Annotated in this window: 27 protein-coding genes and 1 tRNA gene; 13 read left to right on the forward strand and 15 right to left on the reverse strand. The window is 57.0% G+C overall.

Going from position 1 to position 24655, the window contains the following annotated elements; all coding sequences use genetic code 11:
* Window positions 1–59: 59 nt before the first annotated feature.
* Together BR41_RS18740 and BR41_RS18745 are read right to left on the reverse strand one after the other, a co-directional pair.
* The gene (locus tag BR41_RS18740; RefSeq protein WP_035060068.1) at window positions 60–560 is read right to left on the reverse strand and encodes a peptidylprolyl isomerase; all 501 of its coding nucleotides are present in this window, start codon (window positions 558–560) and stop codon (window positions 60–62) included.
* 65 nt (window positions 561–625) lie between these two features.
* Window positions 626–1219 (reverse strand): peptidylprolyl isomerase, encoded by a 594-nt coding sequence (locus tag BR41_RS18745; RefSeq protein ID WP_035060069.1) that lies wholly within the window; start codon window positions 1217–1219, stop codon window positions 626–628.
* A 96-nt stretch (window positions 1220–1315) separates the two neighbouring features.
* On the opposite strand from BR41_RS18745, the gene coq7 reads away from it, so the two are divergent.
* Window positions 1316–1951, forward strand: a complete 636-nt coding sequence (gene coq7, locus BR41_RS18750) for a 2-polyprenyl-3-methyl-6-methoxy-1,4-benzoquinone monooxygenase (RefSeq protein WP_084187414.1) — start codon at window positions 1316–1318, stop codon at window positions 1949–1951.
* A gap of 280 nt (window positions 1952–2231) precedes the next feature.
* Here coq7 and BR41_RS18755 read toward each other — a convergent pair whose 3' ends face one another.
* Complete coding sequence (locus BR41_RS18755; protein ID WP_035060070.1) at window positions 2232–2651, reverse strand: OsmC family protein; 420 nt, start codon at window positions 2649–2651, stop codon at window positions 2232–2234.
* A 302-nt stretch (window positions 2652–2953) separates the two neighbouring features.
* On the opposite strand from BR41_RS18755, the gene rplM reads away from it, so the two are divergent.
* The 9 genes from rplM (at window position 2954) to BR41_RS18800 (ending at window position 9865) form a co-directional block, all read left to right on the forward strand.
* Window positions 2954–3382: a 50S ribosomal protein L13 gene (rplM, locus tag BR41_RS18760; RefSeq protein ID WP_035060072.1), complete on the forward strand. Its 429-nt coding sequence runs from the start codon at window positions 2954–2956 to the stop codon at window positions 3380–3382.
* A gap of 25 nt (window positions 3383–3407) precedes the next feature.
* Window positions 3408–3800, forward strand: a complete 393-nt coding sequence (gene rpsI / locus BR41_RS18765) for a 30S ribosomal protein S9 (protein WP_035060074.1) — start codon at window positions 3408–3410, stop codon at window positions 3798–3800.
* A 142-nt stretch (window positions 3801–3942) separates the two neighbouring features.
* Entirely contained in the window at window positions 3943–4986 is a 1044-nt protein-coding gene (gene argC / locus BR41_RS18770) for an N-acetyl-gamma-glutamyl-phosphate reductase (protein ID WP_035060077.1), read from the forward strand.
* Window positions 4987–5045: 59 nt separating this feature from the next.
* On the forward strand, window positions 5046–5714 hold the full coding sequence (locus tag BR41_RS18775; protein WP_035060079.1) for a DUF6776 family protein: 669 nt from the start codon (window positions 5046–5048) through the stop codon (window positions 5712–5714).
* Complete coding sequence (locus BR41_RS18780; protein ID WP_035060081.1) at window positions 5714–6115, forward strand: bactofilin family protein; 402 nt, start codon at window positions 5714–5716, stop codon at window positions 6113–6115. Before BR41_RS18775 ends, BR41_RS18780 begins: the two co-directional genes overlap by 1 nt.
* Window positions 6116–6178: 63 nt before the next feature.
* The gene (gene erpA, locus BR41_RS18785) at window positions 6179–6532 is read left to right on the forward strand and encodes an iron-sulfur cluster insertion protein ErpA (protein ID WP_035060083.1); all 354 of its coding nucleotides are present in this window, start codon (window positions 6179–6181) and stop codon (window positions 6530–6532) included.
* A 118-nt stretch (window positions 6533–6650) separates the two neighbouring features.
* Complete coding sequence (pap, locus tag BR41_RS18790) at window positions 6651–8153, forward strand: polyphosphate:AMP phosphotransferase (protein ID WP_035060085.1); 1503 nt, start codon at window positions 6651–6653, stop codon at window positions 8151–8153.
* Between the two features lie 6 nt (window positions 8154–8159).
* Window positions 8160–8756 carry a malonic semialdehyde reductase gene (locus BR41_RS18795; protein ID WP_035060087.1) on the forward strand — a complete coding sequence of 199 codons (597 nt, stop codon included), beginning with the start codon at window positions 8160–8162 and terminating at the stop codon, window positions 8754–8756.
* A 71-nt stretch (window positions 8757–8827) separates the two neighbouring features.
* Window positions 8828–9865, forward strand: a complete 1038-nt coding sequence (locus BR41_RS18800) for a hypothetical protein (protein WP_035060089.1) — start codon at window positions 8828–8830, stop codon at window positions 9863–9865.
* A gap of 47 nt (window positions 9866–9912) precedes the next feature.
* Here the strand turns inward: BR41_RS18800 and BR41_RS18805 are convergent, their stop codons facing one another.
* Window positions 9913–10686: a class II glutamine amidotransferase gene (locus BR41_RS18805; protein WP_035060091.1), complete on the reverse strand. Its 774-nt coding sequence runs from the start codon at window positions 10684–10686 to the stop codon at window positions 9913–9915.
* 77 nt (window positions 10687–10763) lie between these two features.
* Here BR41_RS18805 and fliD point away from each other — a divergent pair, with 77 nt between their 5' ends.
* On the forward strand, window positions 10764–12131 hold the full coding sequence (gene fliD / locus BR41_RS18810) for a flagellar filament capping protein FliD (protein WP_035060093.1): 1368 nt from the start codon (window positions 10764–10766) through the stop codon (window positions 12129–12131).
* Window positions 12132–12196: 65 nt separating this feature from the next.
* Here the strand turns inward: fliD and BR41_RS18815 are convergent, their stop codons facing one another.
* The 3 genes from BR41_RS18815 to BR41_RS18825 form a co-directional block, all read right to left on the reverse strand.
* On the reverse strand, window positions 12197–12982 hold the full coding sequence (locus BR41_RS18815; protein WP_035060095.1) for an enoyl-ACP reductase FabI: 786 nt from the start codon (window positions 12980–12982) through the stop codon (window positions 12197–12199).
* A gap of 123 nt (window positions 12983–13105) precedes the next feature.
* Window positions 13106–14215 (reverse strand): CAF17-like 4Fe-4S cluster assembly/insertion protein YgfZ, encoded by a 1110-nt coding sequence (gene ygfZ, locus BR41_RS18820; protein WP_051711359.1) that lies wholly within the window; start codon window positions 14213–14215, stop codon window positions 13106–13108.
* A complete protein-coding gene (locus BR41_RS18825) occupies window positions 14184–15461 on the reverse strand; it encodes an AsmA family protein (protein WP_169741333.1) in 1278 nt (425 codons plus the stop codon). Before BR41_RS18825 ends, ygfZ begins: the two co-directional genes overlap by 32 nt.
* Before the next feature lie 75 nt (window positions 15462–15536).
* Between BR41_RS18825 and BR41_RS18830 the strand changes: the two genes are divergently transcribed.
* Window positions 15537–15612, forward strand: a tRNA-Asn gene (locus BR41_RS18830).
* Here the strand turns inward: BR41_RS18830 and BR41_RS25620 are convergent.
* From BR41_RS25620 to BR41_RS18845, 3 genes are all read right to left on the reverse strand, one after another.
* Window positions 15571–17142, reverse strand: coding sequence for a recombinase family protein (locus BR41_RS25620; protein ID WP_373278358.1), 1572 nt, complete (start codon window positions 17140–17142; stop codon window positions 15571–15573). The two genes, BR41_RS18830 and BR41_RS25620, sit on opposite strands and share 42 nt — an antisense overlap.
* Window positions 17135–17428 carry a hypothetical protein gene (locus BR41_RS18840; protein ID WP_169741334.1) on the reverse strand — a complete coding sequence of 98 codons (294 nt, stop codon included), beginning with the start codon at window positions 17426–17428 and terminating at the stop codon, window positions 17135–17137. The genes BR41_RS25620 and BR41_RS18840 overlap by 8 nt, the downstream gene beginning before the upstream one ends.
* A 374-nt stretch (window positions 17429–17802) precedes the next feature.
* Complete coding sequence (locus BR41_RS18845; protein ID WP_051711361.1) at window positions 17803–18831, reverse strand: tyrosine-type recombinase/integrase; 1029 nt, start codon at window positions 18829–18831, stop codon at window positions 17803–17805.
* Between the two features lie 661 nt (window positions 18832–19492).
* Here BR41_RS18845 and BR41_RS23785 point away from each other — a divergent pair.
* The gene (locus tag BR41_RS23785) at window positions 19493–20224 is read left to right on the forward strand and encodes an SOS response-associated peptidase (protein WP_035060153.1); all 732 of its coding nucleotides are present in this window, start codon (window positions 19493–19495) and stop codon (window positions 20222–20224) included.
* Window positions 20225–20274: 50 nt separating this feature from the next.
* On the opposite strand, the gene BR41_RS18855 is transcribed toward BR41_RS23785, so the two are convergent.
* The 5 genes from BR41_RS18855 to BR41_RS18875 form a co-directional block, all read right to left on the reverse strand.
* Window positions 20275–20772 (reverse strand): immunity 26/phosphotriesterase HocA family protein, encoded by a 498-nt coding sequence (locus BR41_RS18855; RefSeq protein WP_035060102.1) that lies wholly within the window; start codon window positions 20770–20772, stop codon window positions 20275–20277.
* Complete coding sequence (locus BR41_RS24330; protein ID WP_156970792.1) at window positions 20769–21350, reverse strand: hypothetical protein; 582 nt, start codon at window positions 21348–21350, stop codon at window positions 20769–20771. The genes BR41_RS18855 and BR41_RS24330 overlap by 4 nt, the downstream gene beginning before the upstream one ends.
* 27 nt (window positions 21351–21377) lie before the next feature.
* On the reverse strand, window positions 21378–22364 hold the full coding sequence (locus tag BR41_RS23195; RefSeq protein WP_051711364.1) for a transglutaminase family protein: 987 nt from the start codon (window positions 22362–22364) through the stop codon (window positions 21378–21380).
* A 390-nt stretch (window positions 22365–22754) separates the two neighbouring features.
* Window positions 22755–23285, reverse strand: coding sequence for a DNA adenine methylase (locus BR41_RS18870; protein WP_156970794.1), 531 nt, complete (start codon window positions 23283–23285; stop codon window positions 22755–22757).
* A gap of 276 nt (window positions 23286–23561) precedes the next feature.
* Entirely contained in the window at window positions 23562–24587 is a 1026-nt protein-coding gene (locus BR41_RS18875) for an IS110 family RNA-guided transposase (RefSeq protein WP_035060105.1), read from the reverse strand.
* Window positions 24588–24655 lie beyond the last annotated feature (68 nt).

Raw genomic sequence — 24655 nt, forward strand, 5'->3', positions numbered from 1 at the left:
ATTGCCGGCAGGAACAAAAAAGCGCGGTCGTTTGACCGCGCTTCTCTGTTTGGGGCGACTTAGGCCAGTACTTCGGCCTTGGTGATCACCACGTCTTCTTTCGGCACATCCTGATGGAAGCCGCTGCTGCCGGTCTTCACACCCTTGATGGCGTCGACCACTTCCTTGCCCGAAACGACTTTGCCGAACACGGCGTAGCCGAAGCCTTGCGGGGTCGGGGTCTGGAAGTTGAGGAAGTCGTTGTTGGCGATGTTGATGAAGAACTGGGACGACGCCGAGTGCGGGTCCGGGGTGCGGGCCATGGCGACGGTGTAGGCCTCATTCTTCAAGCCGTTGGCAGCTTCGTTCTTGATCGTTTCGCGGGTGTCTTTTTGCTTCAGGCCCGGCTCGAAACCGCCGCCCTGGATCATGAAGCCGTCGATCACGCGATGAAAGATCGTGCCGTCGTAGTGGCCATCCTTCACGTATTGCACGAAGTTGGCGACGGTGATCGGTGCCTTGGCTTCGTCGAGTTCAAGCACGATGTCGCCGTGCGTGGTGCTGAGTTTGACTTGGGTCATGGTGAGTTCCTTTACAGAAATCGGTACAGAAATTGGGGTTCAGCAAAGAACAGAGCAGGGCGCTGTTATTTTGTGGCGACAGCAGCGATTTCACGCGCGCTCTTGATCACGATCGGTTCCGCCGGTACGTCGCCTGGCACGGTTTGCACTTTGGCGATGTTGTCGACGACGTCTTGACCCACGACCACGCGACCGAAGGCGGCATAACCATAGCCATCGCGGCTGGGCCAGTTGAGGAAATCGTTGTCTTTCAGGTTGAAGTAGAACTGGCTGGTGGCCGAGTTGGGATCGCCAGTGCGAGCCATTGCGATCGTGCCGCGATCATTCTTCAGGCCTGCCTTCACGCCTTGTTGTGCTTCGTTCTTGATCGGCGCACGCGTTTGTTTCTCGTTCATCTTTGCATCCATGCCGCCGCCTTGCACCACGAAACCGGCAATGACGCGATGGAAGATCGTGCCGTCGTAGTGCTTGTCCTTTACGTACTGCAGGAAGTTGGCGACGGATTCTGGCGCAATCTCGGGATACAGCTCGACAACGATCTTGCCCTTGCTGGTGACAAATTCGACTTGTGGCTTGCCGACTGCCTTCGCTTTGCTATCGGCGGCGAAGCCGAACGTGCTGGCAACAACCAGTGCGGCGACGAGAATCCATTGCTTCATTGTGCTAGTCCAAACAGATGGGAAATGCCTGCAATCATAGCATGGGGCTGGTGATAAAATCGGTAGCCAGGCGAGCAAAACCAAGGAGCCCGAACCGTGCTGAAACTGCCCACTGTCGACCAATTGATCAGCGAATTCGACCTCGCATTGCGCACGCTGGCGGCGCCGGCGTCGAGCGTGCGTCCGCACCCGGATGCGCACATCGACGAGGCTGATCTTAGCGCCGAGCAGAAGCAGCATGCCGCCGGGCTGATGCGCGTCAATCACTGCGGTGAAGTCTGCGCCCAGGCGTTGTATCAAGGGCAAGCATTAACCGCTCGTGATCCGGCTACGCGTGAAGCATTGCATGAGGCTGCGCATGAAGAAGTCGAGCATCTGGCTTGGACCGAACAGCGACTGCACGAACTGGGTAGCCACAAGAGCCTGCTCAATCCGCTGTGGTATGCCGGCAGTTTTGCCATGGGCGTGACGGCTGGTTTGATTGGCGACAAGTGGAATCTTGGTTTTCTGGCCGAGACTGAGCGGCAAGTAAGTGCTCACTTGGCGAGCCATCTGCGTGAGTTGCCGCAGCAAGATGCCAAGAGCCGCGCCATCGTCGAACAAATGCATACGGATGAACTGAGCCATGCCGAGCAGGCTGTGGCGCTCGGGGCGGCCGATTTGCCGTTGCCTTTGCAGGTGCTGATGACAAACGTATCGAAGGTAATGACTACCCTGTCGTATCGGATATGAGTTGTTTGCTGTGGCAATGCCGTTATTCAGGTGTTGATGACCTGATTGGTTGGGTCAGGCTGGGCGGGTGTGCCAAGGCGTGTGCTGCTGAAAATACCTGATGCAAACAAGGTATTCACTGATTTTGCTGATCAGTCCGTCTTACGTCTGACTGTATTGTTTCTGCGCAGTGGCATCAGGGCAGTCTGGGTCGCTGAGCTGTACTGGGTATGAAGATTGCAAGTGAATCGAGCAATAAAAAACCGCCCTGAGGGCGGTTTTTTATTGCTGGTACAAGCAGTTACTGCGCTTCGATGATTTCGAAGTCGTGAGTGATGTCGGCCATCTTGCCCAGCATGATCGAGGCGGAGCAGTACTTCTCGGCAGAGAGCTTGATCGCCCGCTCCACCTGCTCTGGCTTGAGTGCGCGGCCCGTTACGACAAAGTGCAGGTGAATCTTGGTAAACACCTTGGGGTCGGTATCGGCACGCTCGGCATCGACTTCCACCACGCAATCACGCACGTCGGCACGGGCTTTCTTCAGGATGTGGATGACGTCGTAGGTCGAGCAGCCGGTCATGCCCATCAGCACCATTTCCATCGGTCGCGGACCGAGATTGCGGCCGCCACCATCGGGCGGGCCATCCATCAAAACAGCGTGACCGGATTCAGATTGGGCCAGAAAGCTTACAGCTTCGACCCATTTCAAACGAACTTTCATAACGATCTCCCCCTGTAAGCAAAGCCGCATTCTAGCTTGGCAAAGCGGCATTCAACCATGTACGCGTTTTCCCTGCATTAGAAGCGCTTGATAAAGTGCGCCAGCTTTGAGAAAATGAAAGCTGGCATCAGGGCTGCAAGGCTTTGGTGCCGTCTCCTCCATCCTCCTTCTTTGGTGGAATTCAGCGCAATCCGTACGGGTTGCGTTTTTTTTGGTTGTCTTTCACGCATGGTTTGACACGGGCTTGCCGACTGGGCTAGACTTTGCGACTTTCTCAAAATCAGAAACGTGGATTAGCAGTTATGAAAACCTTTTCTGCCAAGCCGCACGAGGTAAAGCGCGAGTGGTTCGTTGTTGACGCAACGGACTTAGTGCTGGGTCGTCTCGCGGCTGAAATCGCCAAGCGCCTGCGTGGCAAACACAAAGCCGAATACACCCCGCACGTTGACACGGGCGACTACATCGTAGTGGTTAACGCAGACAAGATCCGCGTTACGGGTGATAAAGCTCAATCGAAGAAGTACTTCCGTCACTCCGGTCACCCGGGTGGTATCTATGAGCGTACCTTCGCCGAGATGCAAGACAAGTTCCCGGGCCGTGCGCTGGAAAAAGCGGTCAAGGGCATGCTGCCGAAGGGCCCCTTGGGCTACGCCATGCACAAGAAGCTGAAGGTTTACGCCGGCAGCGAACATCCGCACACCGCGCAACAGCCGAAAGCCCTCGCAGTCTGAGTGGCGCTGAACAAGGAATTGCAAAATGGTAGGTAAATACAACTACGGTACTGGCCGCCGCAAGAGCGCCGTTGCCCGTGTGTTCCTGGCTAAGGGCACTGGCAACATCGTTGTGAACGGCAAGCCGGTTGATCAATACTTCAGCCGCGAAACCAGCCGCATGATCGTTCGTCAACCGCTGGTTCTGACTCAGAACCTCGAAGGTTTCGACGTGCTGGTCAATGTGGTCGGTGGTGGTGAAACCGGTCAGGCTGGTGCAGTTCGCCACGGTCTGACCCGTGCCCTGATCGACTACAGTGCTGATCTGAAGGGTTCGCTCAAGGCTGCTGGCCTCGTGACCCGTGACGCTCGTGAAGTTGAGCGTAAGAAGGTCGGTCTGCGCGGCGCCCGTCGTCGCAAGCAGTTCTCCAAGCGTTAATTCGCTGCGAGATTTGCCGCAAACAAAGCCGCCTTTGGGCGGCTTTGTTGTTTTTTAGCCGCTACAAAGCGGCAACAATTCTTGCGCCCGAATCCGGGCGTTTTTCATTTATGATTGAGGGCTTGCTTACAAGGAGTTCACGATGATCAAGGTCGGCATCGTCGGCGGTACCGGATATACCGGCGTCGAACTGCTTCGCTTGCTGGCGGGGCACAAGGGCGTGAAGGTTCACGCAGTCACATCGCGCAAGGAAGCCGGCATGAAAGTGGCCGAGATGTTCCCCAGTCTGCGTGGTTGGGTGGACGTGGCATTTTCGACCCCGGAAGAAGCCGATCTGAAATCCTGTGACGTCGTGTTCTTTGCCACTCCGCATGGCGTGGCCATGGCGCAAGCGCGTGAGTTGCTCGAAGCCGGCGTGAAGGTGATTGATCTCGCCGCCGACTTCCGTCTCAAAGACCCGGCCGAGTTCCAGAAGTGGTACGCGATGGAGCACAGCTGCACCGACTTGCTGGAAGAAGCGGTTTACGGCTTGGCCGAAGTCAATCGTGAAGCCATCAAGGGCGCGCGGTTGATTGGCATGGCGGGCTGCTACCCGACTTCTGTTCAGCTCGGCCTGCTGCCGCTACTGGAAGGTGGCAAGCAATTGATCGAAACCGATACGCTGATCGCTGACTGCAAATCCGGCGTTTCTGGTGCCGGGCGCAAGGCGGAGGTGGGCACGTTGTTCTCCGAGGCAGGCGACAACTTCAAGGCGTATGGTGTCAAAGGCCATCGCCACTCTCCGGAAATCAATCAAGGTCTGGCTGCAATTCATGGCGCGCCGGTCAAGTTGACCTTTGTGCCGCATCTCACGCCGATGATTCGCGGCATCCATTCAACCATCTACGCACGGATCAAGCCTGAAGGGCGTGATACCGATTTCCAAAAGCTGTTCGAAGATCGTTATGCCAACGAAGTCTTCGTGGATGTCATGCCTGCCGGCAGCACGCCGGAAACACGCTCAGTGCGCGGCTCCAATATTGCCCGTATCGCTGTGCACCGCCCGGGTAATGGTGACTTGCTGGTGATCCTGGTGGTTGAGGATAACCTTGTGAAGGGGGCCTCCGGTCAGGCAGTCCAGGTGATGAACCTGATGTTCGGCCTGCCGGAAACGCAAGGTCTTGAAGTGGTTCCGTTGTTGCCATAACGGGCATGCCGTTAAAACGACTTTATCGTCTGCAGCGCGCCCATCTGACGGCGCGGCCCATGTCGCTGCAGCCCATGTTGGGTTGGCGCGCGCGGACCCTGCGATGGCTGCTGGTCCTGCTGTTGTTGGCGGGTTGCGGCGCGGGCGGTGCCTGGTATGGGTATCGCTATGGTCTGCTTACCGCCAGCGAGCGGATGTCGGCGGAAACGCGTGGCTTTGGGGTGATGCAGGAAAAGCTCGACCGCGCCGTGGAGCGTGAAGACTTGCTGAAGCAGCAGCTGAAAATGACTGAGGCAGCTCGCGATTCGCTGGCCAGCGCGGTGGCGGCCGCAGAACAAGAAGCCGCGCGCGCGCGCCAGTCGCTGAGTTTCTTCGATGCCTTGCTGACGACCAATGATCGTAGTCGTACCGTTAGCTTTGCGGGTTGCGAGCTGCAACCCGGTGATACCCAGAATCGCTGGCGTTGGCGTCTGCTGGCGGTGCAAGGTGTCGATCGCGCATCCGAATTCAGCGGCCAGCTTGAGGTGACAGTGAGTTACCAGGTGTCCGGCAAGCGTAGCAAGGTCGATGTCAAGCCGCAGCTGGTACGTTTCCGCCACTACGGTCGACTCGAAGGTGATGTTGATTTACCAGCCAATGCCAAGCCCGAAGGATTGGAGGCGAGGCTGATGATCGACGGCCAGAAACAAGTGGCCGCAAGCTGTACCAAAAAACCGGGAGGAGTGTGATGTTCAAGAGCAAAAAGGGCACCCAGAAAATCGATAGCTTGATCGGGCATGGCACGTCGCTCAAAGGTGATCTCAAATTCAGCGGTGGCTTGCGGGTCGATGGCAAGGTGGTTGGCAATGTCACCAGTGCCGATGACAAGAACGGTACTTTGGTCGTTTCGGAAAAAGCCCGCATCGAAGGGTCGGTAAAGGCCAGCCACCTGATCCTGAATGGCGAGATTGTCGGCCCGATCGAAATCAATCAGTTTGTTGAATTGCAGGCGAAGGCACGGGTATCGGGTGACCTGACCTACAAGGTGCTGGAAATGCATCCGGGCGCAGTGGTCGAAGGACGATTGGTGCCATTGGCTGGCGCACGCGTACTGATTTCCGAGGATAAACCGAAGGGTGGTACGCATTGACCGAGGCCGCCCGCTGGTAGATAATCCGACTGTCTTAGTCAACTATTATTGCGGGAGCCTGCAATGACCACGGCAACCACCGAAATACCGAGCCCGTTCCTCTTCACCGATGCCGCTGCCAGCAAGGTTGCGGAGTTGATCGCCGAGGAAGGCAACCCGGATCTGAAACTGCGCGTGTTTGTCACAGGTGGCGGTTGTTCCGGCTTTCAATATGGCTTTACCTTTGACGAACTGACCAACGATGATGACACCACGGTTGAAAAAGCCGGCGTGCGCCTCTTGGTTGATCCGATGAGCTACCAATACCTCGTTGGTGCGGAAATCGATTACGTCGAAAGCCTGGAAGGCTCGCAGTTCACCATCAAGAACCCCAATGCGCAGTCGACCTGTGGTTGCGGTTCGTCGTTCTCGGTTTGATTGATCATTTGATCAGCTGAACGTCGGGAAAAAAAGGAAGCTTGCGAGCTTCCTTTTTTGTTGCCTGCAAGAATCGCGTTAATCTTCTGCTGGTTGCCGTTACGCAGGGGTATCACGCATGTTCGAGTCCGCAGAGCTTGGTCACGAAATCGACAAGGCTACTTATCGCCAACAAGAAGCCGAGCTGCGCGAAGCCTTGCTGGCCGCCCAGCTCGCGCTCAAACAGCGTAGCGAGTTCCCCGTCATCATCGTGCTCGCTGGCATGCCGTCGGCGGGCAAGGGCGAAATTGCCAACCTGCTGACCGAATGGATGGACCCGCGCCATATCAGCACGCTTGCGTTCGACGCCTCCAACGATGAAGAAGCGGCCCGACCGCCGTTCTGGCGCTTCTGGCGCGCGTTGCCGCCCAAGGGCAATATCGGCATCGTGTTTGGTAGCTGGTACGCCGACCCGCTCTGGCATTGGAATCGCAAGGATAGCGTTCAGGTCGAGCGTCGAATCGAGCGCATCGTGCGACTGGAGAAATTGCTGACTGACGACGGTGCCTTGGTGCTGAAGTTCTGGCTGCATCTTTCCAAGGATCGGCTGAAGAAGCGCCTGAAGCAGCTCGCCGCTGACCCCCGTACTGCTTGGCGCGTGACCAAGGACGACAAGCGCGTGCTCAAGGAGTACGACGGGCATAGCGCGCATTACCAGTACTTGCTCACTCATACCAATCAAGCCGACTCAGCCTGGCGGGTGGTAGAGGGCTGGGACGCGAATTACCGCGCCTTATCGGTCGGCCGGCAAGTGCTTGAGGCCATTCAGCACCATCTGGCCCGCGAATCGGTCAGGCAGCGCCGGATCGAGGCCGCACCCTTGCAACCGTCGATTGACGGCGTGCGCTTGCTGGATACGCTCAAGCTTGGGCACGCGCTGACCAAGGACGCACACAAGGCCAAGCTGGAACTGTTGCAAGGACGGCTCAACGGCTTGGTGCGTGATCCACGTTTCGCCAAACATGCTGTCGTTGCCGTCTTCGAAGGCATGGATGCAGCCGGCAAGGGTGGGGCGATTCGCCGCGTCACGGCGGCGCTCGATGCGCGCCAGTATCGTGTTGTGCCGATTGCCGCGCCGAGCGATGAAGAACGGGCGCAGCCCTATCTATGGCGCTTCTGGCGACATGTGCCGGCACGGGGCCGCCTCGTGATCTTTGATCGTTCGTGGTACGGCCGCGTGCTGGTCGAGCGCGTAGAGGGGTTTGCCGCGCAGGCGGAATGGCTGCGGGCCTACACCGAGATCAATGATTTCGAAGCCCAGCTCGACGATGCTGGCGTGATCGTGGTCAAGTTCTGGCTTGCAGTCAGCAAAGACGAACAGCTCGCCCGTTTCAAAGAACGTGAAGTGGTGGAGTGGAAGCGTTTTAAAATCACCGATGAGGATTGGCGCAATCGCGAAAAATGGGACGACTACATCGCCGCCGGTAGCGATATGATCGAGCGCACCAGTACGCCGTTTGCGCCGTGGCATCTGATCGGCGCCAACAACAAATACCATGCGCGTATCCAGGTGCTGGAAGCCTTGTGCGACGCGATCGAATCCCGTTTCCAACAAAAAACCTCTGGTAAACAAAAGGACTGATAAGCCATGTCGACCCCGACTCAACTCGATGCCAATGCCCTCGATCAGCTCTTCCGTAGTGCCCGTACATTCAATCGCTTTCAGGATCGCGAAGTCGGCGACGAAACGATTGCCGCGCTCTATGACTTGGCTAAATGGGGGCCGACTTCGGCCAACTCGTCGCCGGCCCGCTTTGTGTTCGTCAAATCCCAGGCTGCCAAGGAAAAGCTCAAGCCGGCGCTGGCTGCCGGTAATCTCGACAAGACCATGATTGCGCCGGTGACGGTGATCGTGGCGTTTGATCTCGAGTTTTACGAGGAACTGCCCACGCTGTTCCCACACGCCGATGCGAGAAGCTGGTTTGTCGGCAACGAGAAGGCGATCCAGACCGCCGCAATGCGCAATGGCAGTCTGCAGGGCGCCTATTTGATCCTGGCTGCGCGCGCCTTGGGCCTTGATTGCGGGCCGATGTCCGGCTTCGATAATGCGGTTGTCGACGAAGCATTTTTTGCTGGTACAACCTGGCGTTCCAACTTCCTGATCAACCTCGGTTATGGGGAGCCAGGCACGCCGCATCCGCGTAATCCGCGACTCGATTTTGCGACCGCCTGCCGGATCGAATAAGCTCCGCCTTTGGGGAGAAAAACAAGAGCATGGCGGACTGGAGTATTTGGAAGGCGCTGGAAGACTGGCGGATGAAAAAACACGAGCTTGAGCCCGTGTTTGCTCGCGCCGGGCTATCCAGCGATCTGGAAACGCTGGCCAACCGGATCGCTGTCGACATGCGCCGCTCGCCACCGACACCCCCCTTGGTGAGCGGTGACGAGCATCGCGATCGCGAAGAACTCAAGCGCTACCGCGAGGGCTATTACCGGCATTACGACGAGCCCTTGTACAAAGTCGAAACCATGCTCACGCATGCCTGGGTGCCCGAGGCCGCGCCGATTGCCGCTGAGATCAAGGCCGAAGTGGCACGCATTCGCGACACGCTCAGGACAAATCCGGGCCGAGTCCCGGATTTCGACCCGCTCGAAGCATTGATGGGCCACTACGTTCGGCTGGATCACCCGAAATATCCAATCCCCGAGTCCGTACTCACCGAGCGTCGGAATGTGTTGGCGGACGTCGCTGGCTATCCCTTGTTGGTACAGCACGCGATGTCTGAGCCATTCAACGATTCGATCCCGCCGCTGACCTCTGAAGATTTCCATGTCGAGTTGGGCGAGCGTTTGCAAGCCTATCTGGAAACGCCGTGGCTGCACTGCCAGGTGGTCACGCGTTGGTTCGTCACGCTGGTGCTCGATGCCGCCTTGGCATGCAAGAAACGCGACGCGGCGGATGAAAACCGCATCATTGCCATGCTCTCCCATCGCTGGCCGACCTTGTCGCTCTGGTTGCCTGGCTTTGAGTACGCGGATCAGATCTGGTATCTGCTGATCATCTGCATCACCATCGGCGCGCTGTTCATGGAGTGGTGGCCGCTGGCGATTCCGCTGATGGTTTGGCTCGTATTGTCCAAGGGTGCGCACCGCCGTGAGCGCAAGCTGATTGAACGCAAGCGCGAGCAGATCGCGGCAAGGGCGCTCACGATGAAACGGGTGCGCGACCGTTTTGCCGCTGGCCAGACCTCGCTGGAAAAGCTGTCATATCAATTGCGACAGCTCGATGAGCAGGGCGAATATTTCGGCGATCCGGTGTATCAGGCGCTGAAGCTCCATCACCACGAAGCGTGAGTGATGGGCGCCCTTGGTTCCTGCCGGGCTACCCCATCAAACCGAACTCAGCGAGCAAGCCAGTGTGGCTTTCCATCGATGAACATCACCAGTTCGCTGGCCGACATCTTGTTCCAGGTTTCGTTATCGGTGAGCGGCTGCGTGGCGATGACGGCGACTTGATCATCTGGCGTGGTGACGCGGGAAAAGTCCACGTCCACGTCGGCATCGGACAAATGCGCGGTCGAAAACGGCGATTTGCGCACCACGTAGAAAAGATTGGTGCTGCAATGCGCGAACAGGGCGCGACCATCCGAGAGCAGGAAATTGAAGGTGCCGAACTGCGATAGATAGCGGGTGAATTTGTCGAGTACGCCATGCAGCTCCGGCAGTGAGGGCGATTCCGGAAATTCGACCGCCAACATATTCAGTAGCCAGCAGAATGCATGCTCGCTGTCGGTGCAGCCGACGGGTTGGAAGCGGCCCCCCGTCAGATCCGGGCGCTCGGTCAGGGTGCCGTTATGCGCAAAGATCCAATACCGGCCCCAAAGCTCGCGCTGGAAGGGGTGTGTGTTGGCGAGCGATACCGCACCTTGGGTCGCCTTGCGGATATGTGCGATGACCGAGCGGCTCTTGATCGGGTAGTTGCGTACCAGATCGGCAACCGGCGAAGTGCACGAGGGTTGGTAGTCGAGGAAGATCCGGCAGCCGTGATCTTCGAAAAATGCAATTCCCCAGCCATCTGCATGCTCGTCGGTCAGCCCGCCGCGGCGACGGAAACCTTCGAATGAAAACACGATATCGGTTGGCACGTTGCAACTCATGCCCAGCAGCTGGCACACGTCTGTTTTTCCTTTTCCTTCATTGACTTAGGGCGTAGATTCGAAACATGGCTCGTCAGTTCTGACGGAGGTACGCCATGGATATTTCGACGACCGGGCTCAGCTCGATCGGACGCCTGAGCCTATTGTACGGCGCATTCGGAGCAAGTGCTTACAGCAGTATTGGTGATCTGGCCGCTAGTGCACGCTTGTATCCCTCGGGTTCGGTACTGCAAAGCAGCCTGACCAACTTTGGTGTTTTAAGTAGCAACACCGATACGGTGCAGCTGTCGTCGCTCGGTCAGACCCAATCGGCACTGGCGGGTTTGCAGCAGGCACTCAAGTCGCTGACCGTTGCAGCCGTCCAGACGCCTATTGCGGCGACCTCCAGCAACAGCAAAATACTGACCGCGACGGCGGATGCGAACCGAGTGATTCCCGCTGGGGAGCAAGTGACCGTCAACCAGCTGGCGACCGGTCAGACGGTGGAGAGCGCTCATTTTGCCAACGCAGAAGCCGTGATCGGCAGCGGTCGTTTGAGCTTCCAGTTTGGCAACGTGTCCGGCAATATCTTGCATGCCAACGGCAGTGCGGTGAGCGTCGTGATCAATCCGGGGGATGCGAGCCTTTCGGGTATCGCCAACTCGATCAACCATGCAAATGTTGGCGTCACGGCGAAGGTATTGTCCGACAGCACCGGTAGTTGGCTATCGCTGAGTAGTACGCAGACCGGAATCAATGCCGCATTCAGCATTAACGTCAGTGATGATAAGGGCGTGGCGGGCGGTTTATCGCAACTGGCCTTTAGCCCGGTCAGCAACAGTAACGGACTCACGTTGAAACAAGCAGCGCAGAACGCGAACGTCACCGCCGGAAGTCGGACACTGGCATCGACCTCGAACCAGGTTAGTGACACGGCCACCGGGACAACGCTGAATCTGCAAGCGACCGGGACAGCAACCCTCAGTTTTGCTCGCGATACCAAGGCGATCGGGCAATCGGTGCAGAGCCTGGTCAATGCCTATAACGCAGCGCAATCGTCGTTGGGGCAGCTTGGCGGCCTGCAAGCGTCGCAATCGCTGACGAGGCTGGCGCGAGCGCTGGATCAGACGCAGGCGGGATCGGGCACTGCACGTGTTTCTTTGGCCGATCTCGGCATCACGCACCAACAAAACGGTAGCTTGGCGTTGGATACCACCAAGTTAAACAGCGCTTTGCAACGTGCGCCAGATAGCGTTGGCGAATGGCTGGGTAACGCCGCACAAGCGCTGAACCGGACGGCGCAAGCTGCGCAAACGAGCAATTTCACTGCCGCGATCCAGGTGCAACGCAGCAGTTTTGCATCGAGCCTGGTGCAGGCACAGCAGCAAACGAGTACGTCGCCGCTGTTCAGTGGCACGGGTTATCAGCTCAACAGCCGAACACTGTACGGTTTACAGCAATATTTGAATGTCTCGTTGCTGTGAGATGAGAGGAATACGCGAAAAAAAGCCCGGCGATGTGCCGGGCGTTTTTATTGCGCAGGGCTGAATTATTCGCCCAAAGACAAGGCGCCGATGCTGTAACCCGCATCCACATGCACGATATTGCCGGTCATGCCGGATGCCAGTGGCGACATCAGGAAGGCGGCGACGTTGCCGACTTCTTCCTGGCTCACGTTGCGCTTGAGCGGGGTCGCGTCCGCAGCGGCTTTCAAGAGCTTGCCGAAACCAGCGATACCGGCAGCAGCCAGTGTCTTGATCGGACCAGCGGAAATGCCATATACACGGATACCTTTTTCCGGGCCGAGCGAGGCGGCCATGAAGCGCACGTTAGCTTCGAGCGATGCCTTGGCCAAGCCCATCACGTTGTAATTCGGGATCGCCCGTTCGGCGCCGAGATAGGTGAGGGTGATCAGGCCGGCGTTCTCGTTCAGCATCGGGCGGGCGGCCTTCGCCAGTGCGGCGAAGCTGTAGGAACTGATATCGTGCGAAATGCGGAAGTTCTCGCGGGTGACGGAATCGAGATAGTCGCCAGACAACGCATCGCGCGGGGCGAAGGCAATCGAGTGCACCAAGCCATCGAGGCCGTCCCAGTGTTTTTTCAGATCAACGAACAGCTGGTCGATTTGCGCGTCGCTGGCGACATCGCACGGCAATACCAAGGTCGAGTCGAAGTCCGCGGCCAACTTCACGACGCGATCCTTCATGTCTTCATTCACATAGGTGAAGGCGAGTTCTGCGCCTTCGCGCTTGCAGGCAGTGGCGATGCCATAGGCAATCGAGCGGTTGGAAAGCAGACCGCAAATCAGGATTTTTTTGCCGGCGAGAAAGCCCATGTGTTTCTTCCTTGCTTATCAGAATAGTCGCGCGATTATAGCGAAACAGATGTAGAAAACCCGGCCTGAGCCGGGTTTTTCGCTAAACGTCCGTTTTGAGTTTGGTGCTGAAGCGGCCCTGAATCAGGCGACTTCGTACGGTAACGCCAGCACTTCAAGTGCCGGGCCATCGACGCTACCCAAGTGCAGTCCGTGCTCAAGCGAGGCGGTTTGCACAACCACCAGCGCTTCGATGCCGCCTTGTGGCGCAGGCGCGGCCAGCAGCAGCTTGCCGGAAGCCTGCCCATTCATTTCCGGGCTGTAGACGTCATTTCCTGCGGCGGCGGCATCAGTGCCGATATGCACGCGGAACATGCGCCGCTTGAGTTTGCCGAGGTATTGCGTGCGGGCGACGATTTCCTGGCCCGGATAGCAACCCTTGGTGAAGCTCACTGCGCCGATCAGTTCCATGTTGGCCATCTGCGGCACGAACTCTTCTTGGGTCGCTGCCGTTACCCACGGTGCGCCAGCGCGAATCTCGGTCAACCGCCAGACGTCCTCACCAGCGGGTTGCACGCCAGCCTGTTGCAGGGCATCCCAGATCACTTGGGATTGATCGGCGCGGGCAATGAGCTGGTAGCGATTTTCAGACAGCGCGATGACCGTCAGCGCATCGCCATGCAGCACGGCCAATGCATCAGTTGGAACACCTCCGGCAACCTTGGCAAGGACATCTGCTGCTTTAGGCCCGGCAATGCCGATGTTCAGGTAATCGGCGTTCGCATCGGACGCCTTGGTCTTGGCGCGAAGCACGAACATCGACAGACGTTTCTGGATCGCAGTCTGTAATTCGGCGGCGATCTGCAGCAAGTAGTCGTCGCCATCACGCCAGACCAGAAAACTCGCCTGCATCCGGCCCTTGGGCGTCGAGTAGCTTGAATACTGCGCTTGCTCGTAGGGGAGGGTGCGCACATCGCTGGAAAGCTGGCCATTCAGGAAGGCAGCGGTTTCCTCGCCGGAAAAGCGAATCAGACCGTACTGGCTGAGTGGGCTGGCAATGGTGCCGTTGGCGAGTGCATCGAATTGTTCGGAGAGCGTGCCGGGGGCGGCGGAGCGAATCGCGGTCATATGCACGGTGCTGATTGAGGTGTCGGGGAAGCGCAACAGATGGGGATGCCCGGCCAGAAAAACAAGCTGGCCGGACAGGTGCGGGATCAGTGGATCAGTGCTCGGCGGCGACTTCGGACGCTGCAAGCGCCGGCGCTGGCTCCTCCGCGCGGGAGCGAACCACGTTGCCTGTGGTCAGGACGGGGGTTTTCAACGCGCCGCCGACGCGAATCTGGTTACCGATGCTGATCGGGCCGCTGGACAAACGAGCAGAGAAAAAGCCGTTCAACTTCTGGCCTTCCCCAATCGCAAGATTGCCATTGGCACTGAATTTGCCGCCAACGATTTGCACCCCGGAGAACTGGGTCTGCTGACCGCGGACGGCAACATTGGTGCGCAAGGTATCGAAGCGCGTCTGGCCGCCACGCTCGAAAGTACCGGCGGTTTGCGACTTGAGCGGCGTGACCAGATCAAAGTTGTGCAGGAAGCCGTCGCGCACCTGCAACTTGGCATCGATCCCCGGCGTATCGAACAGCTTGCGATAGTCGGTGGACTTGTAGACGAAGTTGGCTTCGCCTTCGGCCCGACCCGAGACATGCGTGACCGGGCTGAACACCATGCTCAACGGTTCTGACTGGATGCTATTGGTGCGGATGGTGCCCGACAGCAGCCAGCCATCGTTCCAGCCAACCTGCGCGTTGCCGGTGACGATGCCGCCGTAGAGATCACCCCGGATATCTTCGATCACGATGCCGGCGCTATTGGCAACGCCCTTCAGCATCAGGCTTTCGAACCGTACCGGATAGCCGAATGGCAGCTCCCAATTGGTGGCGGTCAGCGTTAGCGCAAACAGATCATTCTTGGGCTCGATCTGGAATTCGAGATGCCCGGAGTTATCTGTGACCAGCAATTCAGCGAGTTTGCCGTTCTCATCAAAGCGGATCTTGCCATCGACCGGGCCAAGCGTCTGGCTGCCGATCTTGACCGTGGATTTGGTCAGCTGCAAGTCGGCCAAACGTGGCGTATCGGCCTCTGGCCGCAAACGCTCCGGGAGCTGGATGGCGAAGTTCGGACTGAACTGCGCGCCAGAGACGACGATTCCGCGCAAGGAGGTACGACCGTGGAACAGGTTATAGAACGAGATGGGAATAGTGACTCGCTCGATCTGGCCGATCGCCGGGTCGTTGTCGATTACGACATTTTCCAGCTCCAGAACCGGGGCTGGATTGTAGGAAAAATGAATCTCCCCGGCTTGAAAACCGCCGTGAGTCATCCGTTTAAGCAGGTCACCCAGCTTCTGCTGATAGAAGCTGGAAGGAAGTGCGACTGGCAGTATCGCTGCGGCCAGAAGAATAAAAACCAATAAAATCAGCGATATTCGTGCTTTTCCCATCATCTCCCCTCATTTTTTTGGAGGCTGGTGTTGACAGCCCAACGGCGGGTGCCTATTATACGCAGCTTCATCGGTTCCCCGATAGCTCAGTTGGTAGAGCAACGGACTGTTAATCCGTGTGTCCCTGGTTCGAGCCCAGGTCGGGGAGCCACCCTGTTTCACTGTGAACCGCCCCACGAGGGCGGTTTACTATTTCCAGCGGCCGATAGTCGATCTGCAGGTGATTTCCGATCACCGAGACCTGCTCCAGGATGCTGCTGAAGAATTCCCTTTTCTTCTTGTTGTCTGTCGAGTCCGCGAGGATGCCCCGGAATAGCTGGGTCGCCTCGATCACATCCGTTTCGTCCAACGACCACGCATCCCCAGCATAGTCCTCGATGTCGAGGTACGCCTTTTCAGTCTCCGCAATCTGTTTTCCCAGCTCTCGCAGTCGCGTGGTCAGGTCGCCGAGGTTCGGTGTGTCCTTGCCGTGAAGTTCGAGCAGCTCGAACAGGTTGTTGCGGCGCTGCTGTAGCTTCTTCAGCTCCGCCTTAACCGCCGCGCGTTGCTTTTCAATCGTGTCATTCCACTCGCTGGTGAGCTGGTGGACTTCGTGGATAGCTTCCCGCACGCGCTCGGGCGTCAGGACGCGATTGAGCACGACGTCGGTCAAATATAGGTCGAGTTCTTTCGCCGGCAGCCGGCGGCTACTGCAGCCGGCCCCTTTGAGTGACGATCGGCAGTTGTAGTAGTGGTAAACGTTGTTGCGACCCGTGGCCGATTCGATTTGCATGGCCGCCCCGCATTCGCCGCACCGCAGGATGCCGGTGAACACGAAATTGCTGTGCGGGCTGCCGCTGGCAACGCGAGGGCTTCGGGACAGCATCAGCTGTTGCACGCGGTCGTAAACGTCTCGAGTGACGATGGCCGGGTGGCTTTCAGTGACGATCCAGTCTGCCTCTGGCCGTGCGGACCCATCGGCGCGGGTCCGGTTGAAGACGATCAAGCCCGCGTATACCGGATTCTTGAGCGCGAGCGAGACGGTGTTTTTTTCCCACGCTTTGCCGTTCTTCCGCTGCCCATCCTCGTTGAGCGCCATCGAGATTGCCTTGGAACCTAGGCCTTGCAGGCAGAGGGCGAACATGTCGCGGATGGTTTGAGCCTCTGGCTCTTTGATGGCCAAGCGCCTGCGTTTGCCGTCGAGCACCACGTGATAGCCAAACGGCACGCGCCCGCCGTTGAAATAGCCATCCCGCGCATTTTTCATCATTGAACGGGACGTATCGCGGCTGACCATGCGCGAATAGTGCTCATCGACGATTTCGAGCAACGAGCCGGCAAACCAGCCCTCGTCGGTGTCCTCGTCGATGTCTGTACTCACATAGACCAGCTTGGTGCCGCCATCGGCCAAGGCCTTTTTATAGAGCCCGGCGTCGATTTTGTTGCGCGCAAAGCGGCTCGTTGACCAACAGATGAAATAGTCAACGTCGAAGGCTGCGCAGTAGTTGATGGCGTCTTGGAAGGCGGGGCGTTTCGCGGCGCTGCGCCCGCTGATGCCTTCGTCTGTGAACACCCGTAGCACCTGGACTTCGAGCGCGGCGGCTTTCGCATGGCCCTGTTCGATCTGGCTGGCGATGGGAAGGCCATCGTCGGCCTGTTTTGCCGTGGATACGCGGCCGTAGATGATTGCGGTTTTAGACATCTGCTTGAGATTTGATGATTCGGGTGATGTGACGGGGGGTGAGGACGATGTTGTAGCTGTCGAGTAGCGCTTGCTTGATCTGGCTCGGGCGGCGTCCGGCGTCGTGCAACGCCAAGATATACCGATTGCGCTGATAGGTAAGCCAACTCTTATACGGTCGGAAGCGCAGCAGGATCATCCCGTTGTCGGTTCGCGGCAGATCCTCGCTTTTGTCGAGTTCGCGCCAAACCTCCAAAAAGGCATCTACCCCGATGCGCTCGGCGATGCGGAGTAGCGCTGCAGGCATGTGCGCGGCGGCCAAGTCGTCGAGGCGCGGGTCTCGAACTTCAGAAGCATTGCAATTATTTAGGTACCCACCTCCCCTGGGCGGAGGGTGGAGGGGCCTTTGCCGACCCCCCACCCCTGGGCGACGGGGGCCATTGGTGCTCAGTTCGTCCATTGTGCTGCGCTTTTGGTGCTCGGCGGTCATCTAGTCCCCCTAGGTGCAATGCGGGTTGCAGGCAGGTGATACGGCTGCGTGCTGCGCTTTCCTGCAAGACCACGCAGCACCCTTGATCTGATTTAGCCCGTTCTTAAGGGGACTTTGGGACAGCCGCGCGGACGCCCGTCGCCGTTGAGATATAGCCGCCATGGTTGTTCGGGGAATAGAACTTGTATACATCAAACTGGACCCGTGAATGGAGGCCGCTGCTGTGCATCCAGGCGGCGCAGTAGCTCAGAGGCGGGTGTACGAATCTTTGCCAGTGGGTTGGCGCGATCAACTGTCTCGGTCTTTTTGTTCATGGCTAGGTGCAGATAGACCATTGAGGATTGCACCGAGCTATGTCCCAGCAGCTTGCTGGTCTGGTCGAGCGATACGTCTGACTCAGTCAGCTCCGTGCCGAAGCGGTGGCGCAACGCATGCGGGTGTAACAACGCCTCCGGAATGCCAGCGCGAAGGCCATAACGCCGCACTATTTCCTGCACGCCGCGTGCGCTAAGCCGGCGTGCCTCGCCGTGAAATTCGTGGGCTGGGATGCGCGTATTGCGAGTGGAAACCCACAGCGGCCGGTCGCCGTTGGGCAGCGCCGCGTCGATTTTGTCGTGATCCGGATGTTCCAGGTACACCCGTAGCAGCAGTTCAACCTCACGCGGTATGGGCTGCAAGCGTTCCTTGTCGCCTTTTTCCAGTACGCGGGTGGCCATGCGGCGCTGCTTTTTGAATTGATATTCGTGCAGGTCGGAGCGGTTCATCGCTACAAGACCAGCCAAGCGCAAACCGCAGCCGGCCAACACCGAAATCAGCGCGGCGTCGCGGACGCCTTCGAATACGCCCAGATCCGGCTGGGCGATCAGCTTCTCAAGGTGGTCCAACGCGATCACCTGCGGGAGCGGTTTGCCGGCCTTGGGATAGGGCAAATGCTCGGCTGGGTTGACGTCGGCCAGATAGCCTTGGCGATCCAGCCAATCATAGAAGCCTCGCACGCAAGCCACATAGGGCACGCGGCTACGGGCATGCAGGCCGAATGTCTTGTTGAGGTATAGCCCGGTGAAGACGAGCAGCTCGTCCTCGGTGCACGAGCACGGGTCCCGGCCTGCAAGCCAGTCGCGAAAGCGGCCAAGGATATCGGAATAGGCGGCTGCCGTGCGGTCGGCGCGGCCTTGGTTAAGTTGCTTGAAGCGGATGAAACCTTCGATCAGTGCGTCCATGAACCCTCATGCGGAACGACCATGGGCAGAACAAACCATGATTCGTGGATTGGCGATGGGGTAATTATAACTCGTTGTTTTAATTGTTATTTATCTGGTTTTTTATCCACGGAAAACCCGTGGATCACCGAGGCATTACGTGGACAGCCGTCCGAAAGAGTCGCCAACGCGTGGATTTTATTTCCCAACACGCGGATACGTTTTCCCCGTTCCTTCTCTCTTCTTTCTCTTTGTTTTTAAAAGAAAAGAGAGAGATATAGAAAGGAAACAAACATCACCCTGACAAATTAAAATACGTGGAAAATCTGAATGAACACGCGGATTAAAAATCTAACCCGTGGAGACACTTTTCTAATAAATCAAAGGGTTATGGAAAGTGTAAGGCGGAATCCACGCGTTATGGCGCTCTGCGCAGGATTTTTGTGTGCACTCAAGGTCGGCCAGATGCGCCTTTGGGTTTTTCGCCAGAAAAATCGCCAGGGCGCCAGCGAAGGGGAGGGCGTCCCCACAGGCTCATTGCTTTGCCGCAGGCATCGCGCTGTGTTTCTTTTTGGGGGGTACGGGGGACGACGACCACGACAGGCAAAGCCGCGTGGCCCTGAACCCAATAAGCAGTCGCCGTGCCGGCGACGGGTGTTTGACTAGCGATGAGGGTTGCAGCATGTGCGGACGCTTCACACATAGCCGGTCACTCCGCGAGTACGGCGTGGCATTAGGGTGGATTGATAAGAATGACGACACGGGTACCCGGAATCTACTGCAGGTCGGTAACCGCTGGCCCTTCTACAATCTCGCACCGGGAACTTGTCCCGATGTTATGCACCGCTTACCAGAAGGGAAGCGGTGCATTGATACGATTCGATGGGGATATCGTCCGGCATGGGCTGCCGACAGACAGATGAAGGATGGGAAACCCTATCCGGTGGTGATCAACGCGCGTGCGGAGACAGTTTCCACAAAGCCTTATTACGCGCCGTTGTGGGAAGCTGGCCGGCGCGTGTTGGTCCCGGCCGACGGCTGGTACGAGTGGCCGACCACGGAAGCCGGCAAGGTTCCTCACTACATCACCCGCAAGGATCGTGAACCGCTCTTTTTGGCCGCCCTAACTGGTTTCATCCCCTACACCGCTGGCCAGGACAAGCACGAAGCAGGGTTCGTGATCCTGACTCAGGATAGCCTTGGCGGAATGGTCGACGTGCATGATCGCCGTCCGGTTGTTTTTGGGCCGGAGCAAGCAGACCAATGGGCGGATCTAGATACGCCGATCGATCGCGCAGACCACCTCATGAGGCACGAAAGCCTGCCAGGCGATGTATTTGAATGGTGGCCTGTGTCCCAACTTGTAAATAATCCAAAGAACAACGATCCGTCACTAATAGTACGAATCGAATAAGGATCAAAAATGGACGATTGTCCCGAACAAGTTGCGCCGCAATATTTTAATTAGCTGTGCCCATACACTGGCTCACCATTTATTAACGCGGTAAGAACGAGTTCTACCGCCCCATAACCTGACAATCCATCACGCGGAAGCTTCAATGCCTCATCCCGAGAGCAGGGGCTTTCGTAAAGAGTTTTACGTGGATCATGGTCGTCGTAACGAATTTTCTGGAAGGCTCCCGAAACTGCATCCTGCCTTGCAAAAGCAGGCATGGGCCAGTTTTCTCTTACCCACATATCGTCAACGCCGATGATCAACCACGTACCATTCTTAAAGCCAAGGCCACTGAACATCTTCATGGCAATGGAGTCCTGTGGCGTTATGCCTTTAATATCGCTCAATGAGGGTACATCTTTATAGCGTTGGCCAAAAAAGTAGCCAAATCCAGTTTTGACGCCTCGTCCTGGAGATACGCGAGAAATCACCCCAATAGCATATCCGCTGTCCCTAAGCGGCACAGCGAACCAAAGTCCTTCGATAATCCGCATTTTTTCTGTCATTTTAATACGCCTGGCTGTATCAGGTATTGAAGCAAATTCGTATTGCTAGGATTGATTGGCCTAACCTTATTTAGCGGCGGATTATACAAATCATGAAGCGTTTGTTCTCGTCCTCTTTGGGTCGCGTAATCATTAGTTTGAAGATCAACCTCAAATTCATAATCAGCCGTGCATTCTGCACGTCCATGTTCACCTTTGCGCCTTGCCAAATTATTAGTGCGTCCCGTGCGCATCACTCGCCCAGTCATGGGATCACGGAGCATATAAGTACCACCTTTGGCATAAGATTGCTCAAGTCGCTCGTAGTCTCGCTCCGTGTAACGTTGATTTGGATCGCGAAAAACATTTGTCGGATCTTGACCATTCACACGCATCAGGTCATTCATCCGCTCTTCGACGAAGCGGCTCTCGATTTCTTGATTTTCTCGAAACTCTTCGGCGGGGGCACGCTCTTCGATTAGGCCGCTCGGATCAACCCTGCTCAGCGGATTGCCATTCACATAGTTTGCATTTGCTCCGCACAGCAGCCCCATCAACAGCAACACGCCGACGCACAGTTTTCTAACCAAATAATTCACAGCCTCATTCTCCTGAATGTACTTCCCTTATTGATCTTCGCCAGCCCTGGCACGTCGGATTCTTTCACGATAGGCCGCCTCCATCGACGCAGTAGGTGCCTGAAAGCCAAGCTCCTTGACCTTATTTCCCCAATACCACCACCCTTTTGCTAGCTGTTCATACCGAGGCAGCAGGCTCGTTGGTATATCGAACGCGTTCGGGTACTTGTCGACGAATAGTCTCTGCCGCAGCCCCTTGTAGCCCATGTAGGCATTGATCATGGCAGTGATGTCTTTGGGATAGTGGTCGAGCATAAGCAGAGACAACTTGATACGTGCCTCGTCCGCTTCGTTGCTGTGCTGGCTTTCATAGCTATCAAACAGCGATTCGGCGATGACAGCCGCAGTTTCCGTTTTGGTTAGCGGCTGCAAGTAGATACCGTTCGCGATCGCCTTTTGAGTCAATGTCGGAAATTGCGTCATCTGCCAATCGTCTTCGGCCCATCCGCCTCCGCTCGTTGTTTCCACCCCATACCAGAGTCCGTTGTCCCCACGGAATTTCACGTAGAGGTGAGCGGGCGCTGTAGTGATCGTGACGGGGATGCCCAGCTTCTGTCCAAGAATGACAAACAGCAGAGGCATAGAAACGCAGTTTCCCCTATGCGTGGTCAGATAGACCGACAGCAATTTCGCTTTCGGATTGCGGTCGTCCTCAAAGTTGTAGAGAAACGGTTTCCTACCGCTGGAAGGTGGCGGTCGGTACAGGTAGTCGCGCAAGACCTTGAATTTGACTAGGCTGCTGGCACCTTGCGGAAAGGACGCCTTGATTTCCGCAGCCATGTTGTCGATCTGCTTGCGTACTGCGGCCTGGTCGGTCTCAGGATCGATCATGTGATCGATGGCCAGCTTTGCCCTTGCCAAATCGATTTTGTCGTCTGGTGCCTCCAAAATCGCCCGGATTGTACGAAGATTGGCGTCATCGACGGCTGGTGCGACATCCAATGCTTGGGCCGACGGCACGACCGTAACGGCCATGAGGAAGGCGCAAAGTCCTATTCTGGCGAGGGTCCGGGTAGGTAATGAGACAGCTATCTTCAATCTGTGACATTCCGCAGCGTGTACACACAGTCATCTGGCTGATTGAGTAGTTTCTCGATATCAGCTGGTATTGACGGATTGCTAACATTGCCTGCAAATGCCATTCGAACATAAACGGTCATTAATGCAGCGAATAAGAGATAGGCGATATCTTTTATTTCAATTTTTCTTGTGTTTTTATAGGCACGCATATTTAAATGCGATTGTCATGTCGAAAAATGGCCGGATTCTACCGCGCCTTTTATTGTAAGTGGACGATGTAAGCGGATCACGGCAGGAGCCCAGTGGAGTCGGACTCCGCGCCGTGTCAGTCGCGTACTAACGACACTAGAACAAGCCCCCCATAACCATTGGTTCAAAGTTGGCGATAACCAGCTCCCCAAAGCTCGATCGCTCCGCCAGATCGCGGCCGTTGGCCACGCTGTATTTCAGGTCTAAGCCTTCCTGCCAGAAGCCGGAAAACGTCTCGCGGATCTGCGGGTGGTCGTTGATTGAGACGATCACCTTGCCTTTGCAGCTCCGCATGAAGTCGGCCATGGCCAGGTAGTTCTCGAACGGGAAATCGACGCCGTAGCCCTCGGTCTCCCAATACGGCGGATCGAGGTAGAAGAGCGTGTGTGTGCGGTCGTATTTCTTGAGCACGTCCAACCAGGGGAGGTGCTCCACATACACGCCGTTCAGCCGCAAGTGCGCGGCGCTCAGGTTTTCTTCGATGCGCAGCAGGTTCAGTGCCGGCGCAGTTGTGGCTGTGCCGAACGTCTGGCCATCGACCCGGCCGCCGAAGGCGTGCTGCTGTAGGTAAAAGAAACGCGCTGCGCGCTGAATATCGGTGAGGGGGTGCGGGGGAGTGTCCTGCAACCACCCGAACACCTGGCGGCTCGACAGCGCCCATTTGAATGTATGGTCAGCCCAGTTTTTGCAACCTCAAATTTCGATGCAGACAAAAGCATGCACTAATGTATCCGGACTCTGATTGAGGAGAACTTCCTCACGTCCACGATGAAAATTCGCGCCCCACGCTCCTCAAAACTGTCGCGGCTACGAAAGCCCATTCAAATGTCAGGTTCGTCGCGAGGCCGATTGCAGTTGTCGTCATCTACATTTGTTGTCGCAAAAGCAGGAAGCTGGTGAAACCTACTGAACAACGCGTTGCGGGTGAGGAACGTATGCCGTTTTGCTACACAGCACCGCCCACGCAATCCGCGCCAGCTTACTTGCCAGCGCACAGGCCACAACACTGGAATGTCGGCGCTGCAGGAGTTGCCGAACCCACAACGCCATGGCATCGGTTCGTTTATCAATATGCATCATGATCGATCGGGCACATTGAACCAGCAGCGTCCGTAAATGCTTGTCCCCGCGCTTCGATATGCCCAACAGCGTCGATTTGCCACCCGTGCTGTATTGGCGCGGCACCAAACCAAGCGACGCGGCAAATTCGCGGCTAGTTCGGTACTGCTTGGCATCTCCGGCTTGTGTTGAAAGGACACTCGCCGTAATGGGGCCGATACCTGGAATAGTCAGCAGCCGTTGTGCAGCCTCGTCTTCGGCCAGCAACGCTTTCAATGCACGTTCAATCATCTGGATTTGCTCATTGAGATACAACACATGATCCCGGAGCTGTTCCAGCAACACGATCAGACGGGGCGGTAATGCATTCGCTTCCAACACTGCAGGCAGCTTCCGGATTGCCGCAGGCCCGCGACTAATCGCGATCCCGAATTCAACCAAATAGGCATGGATCTGGTTGTGTGCCGACCCACGATTGCGAATCAGCATTTCTCTCGTCCGGTGTAATGCCGACACCGTCTGCTGGTGCTCGTTCTTGGCAGGTGCAAAACGCATGGTCGGGCGGGAAGCCGCTTCGCAGATTGCTTCTGCATCGACAAAATCGTTTTTGTTTCCCTTGACGAACGGTTTGACGTACTGGGGCGCAATCAGCCGAACATCGTGCCCAAATTGCGCAAACTTCCGCGCAAGGAAATGCGCGCCAGCGCAAGACTCCATAACGACTCGGCAGATTGGCGTGTTGGCTACGGTTTGAATGAGCTGGGCGCGATTCAACTTCTTCCGCCAAAGCTGATGTCCGGCCTTGCTCTGCGCATGAACATGAAAGGTATGCTTGCCAAGATCAATTCCCAACAGTGCGACGGGTTCCATGACGACTCCGACAGGTAGTTGAAAAGGCTAGCGTACCCCCGAGGGGCGGGCTGACCATATCATTACTG

This window comes from Andreprevotia chitinilytica DSM 18519 (assembly GCF_000711875.1).
Taxonomy (GTDB): Bacteria; Pseudomonadota; Gammaproteobacteria; order Burkholderiales; family Chitinibacteraceae; genus Andreprevotia; species Andreprevotia chitinilytica.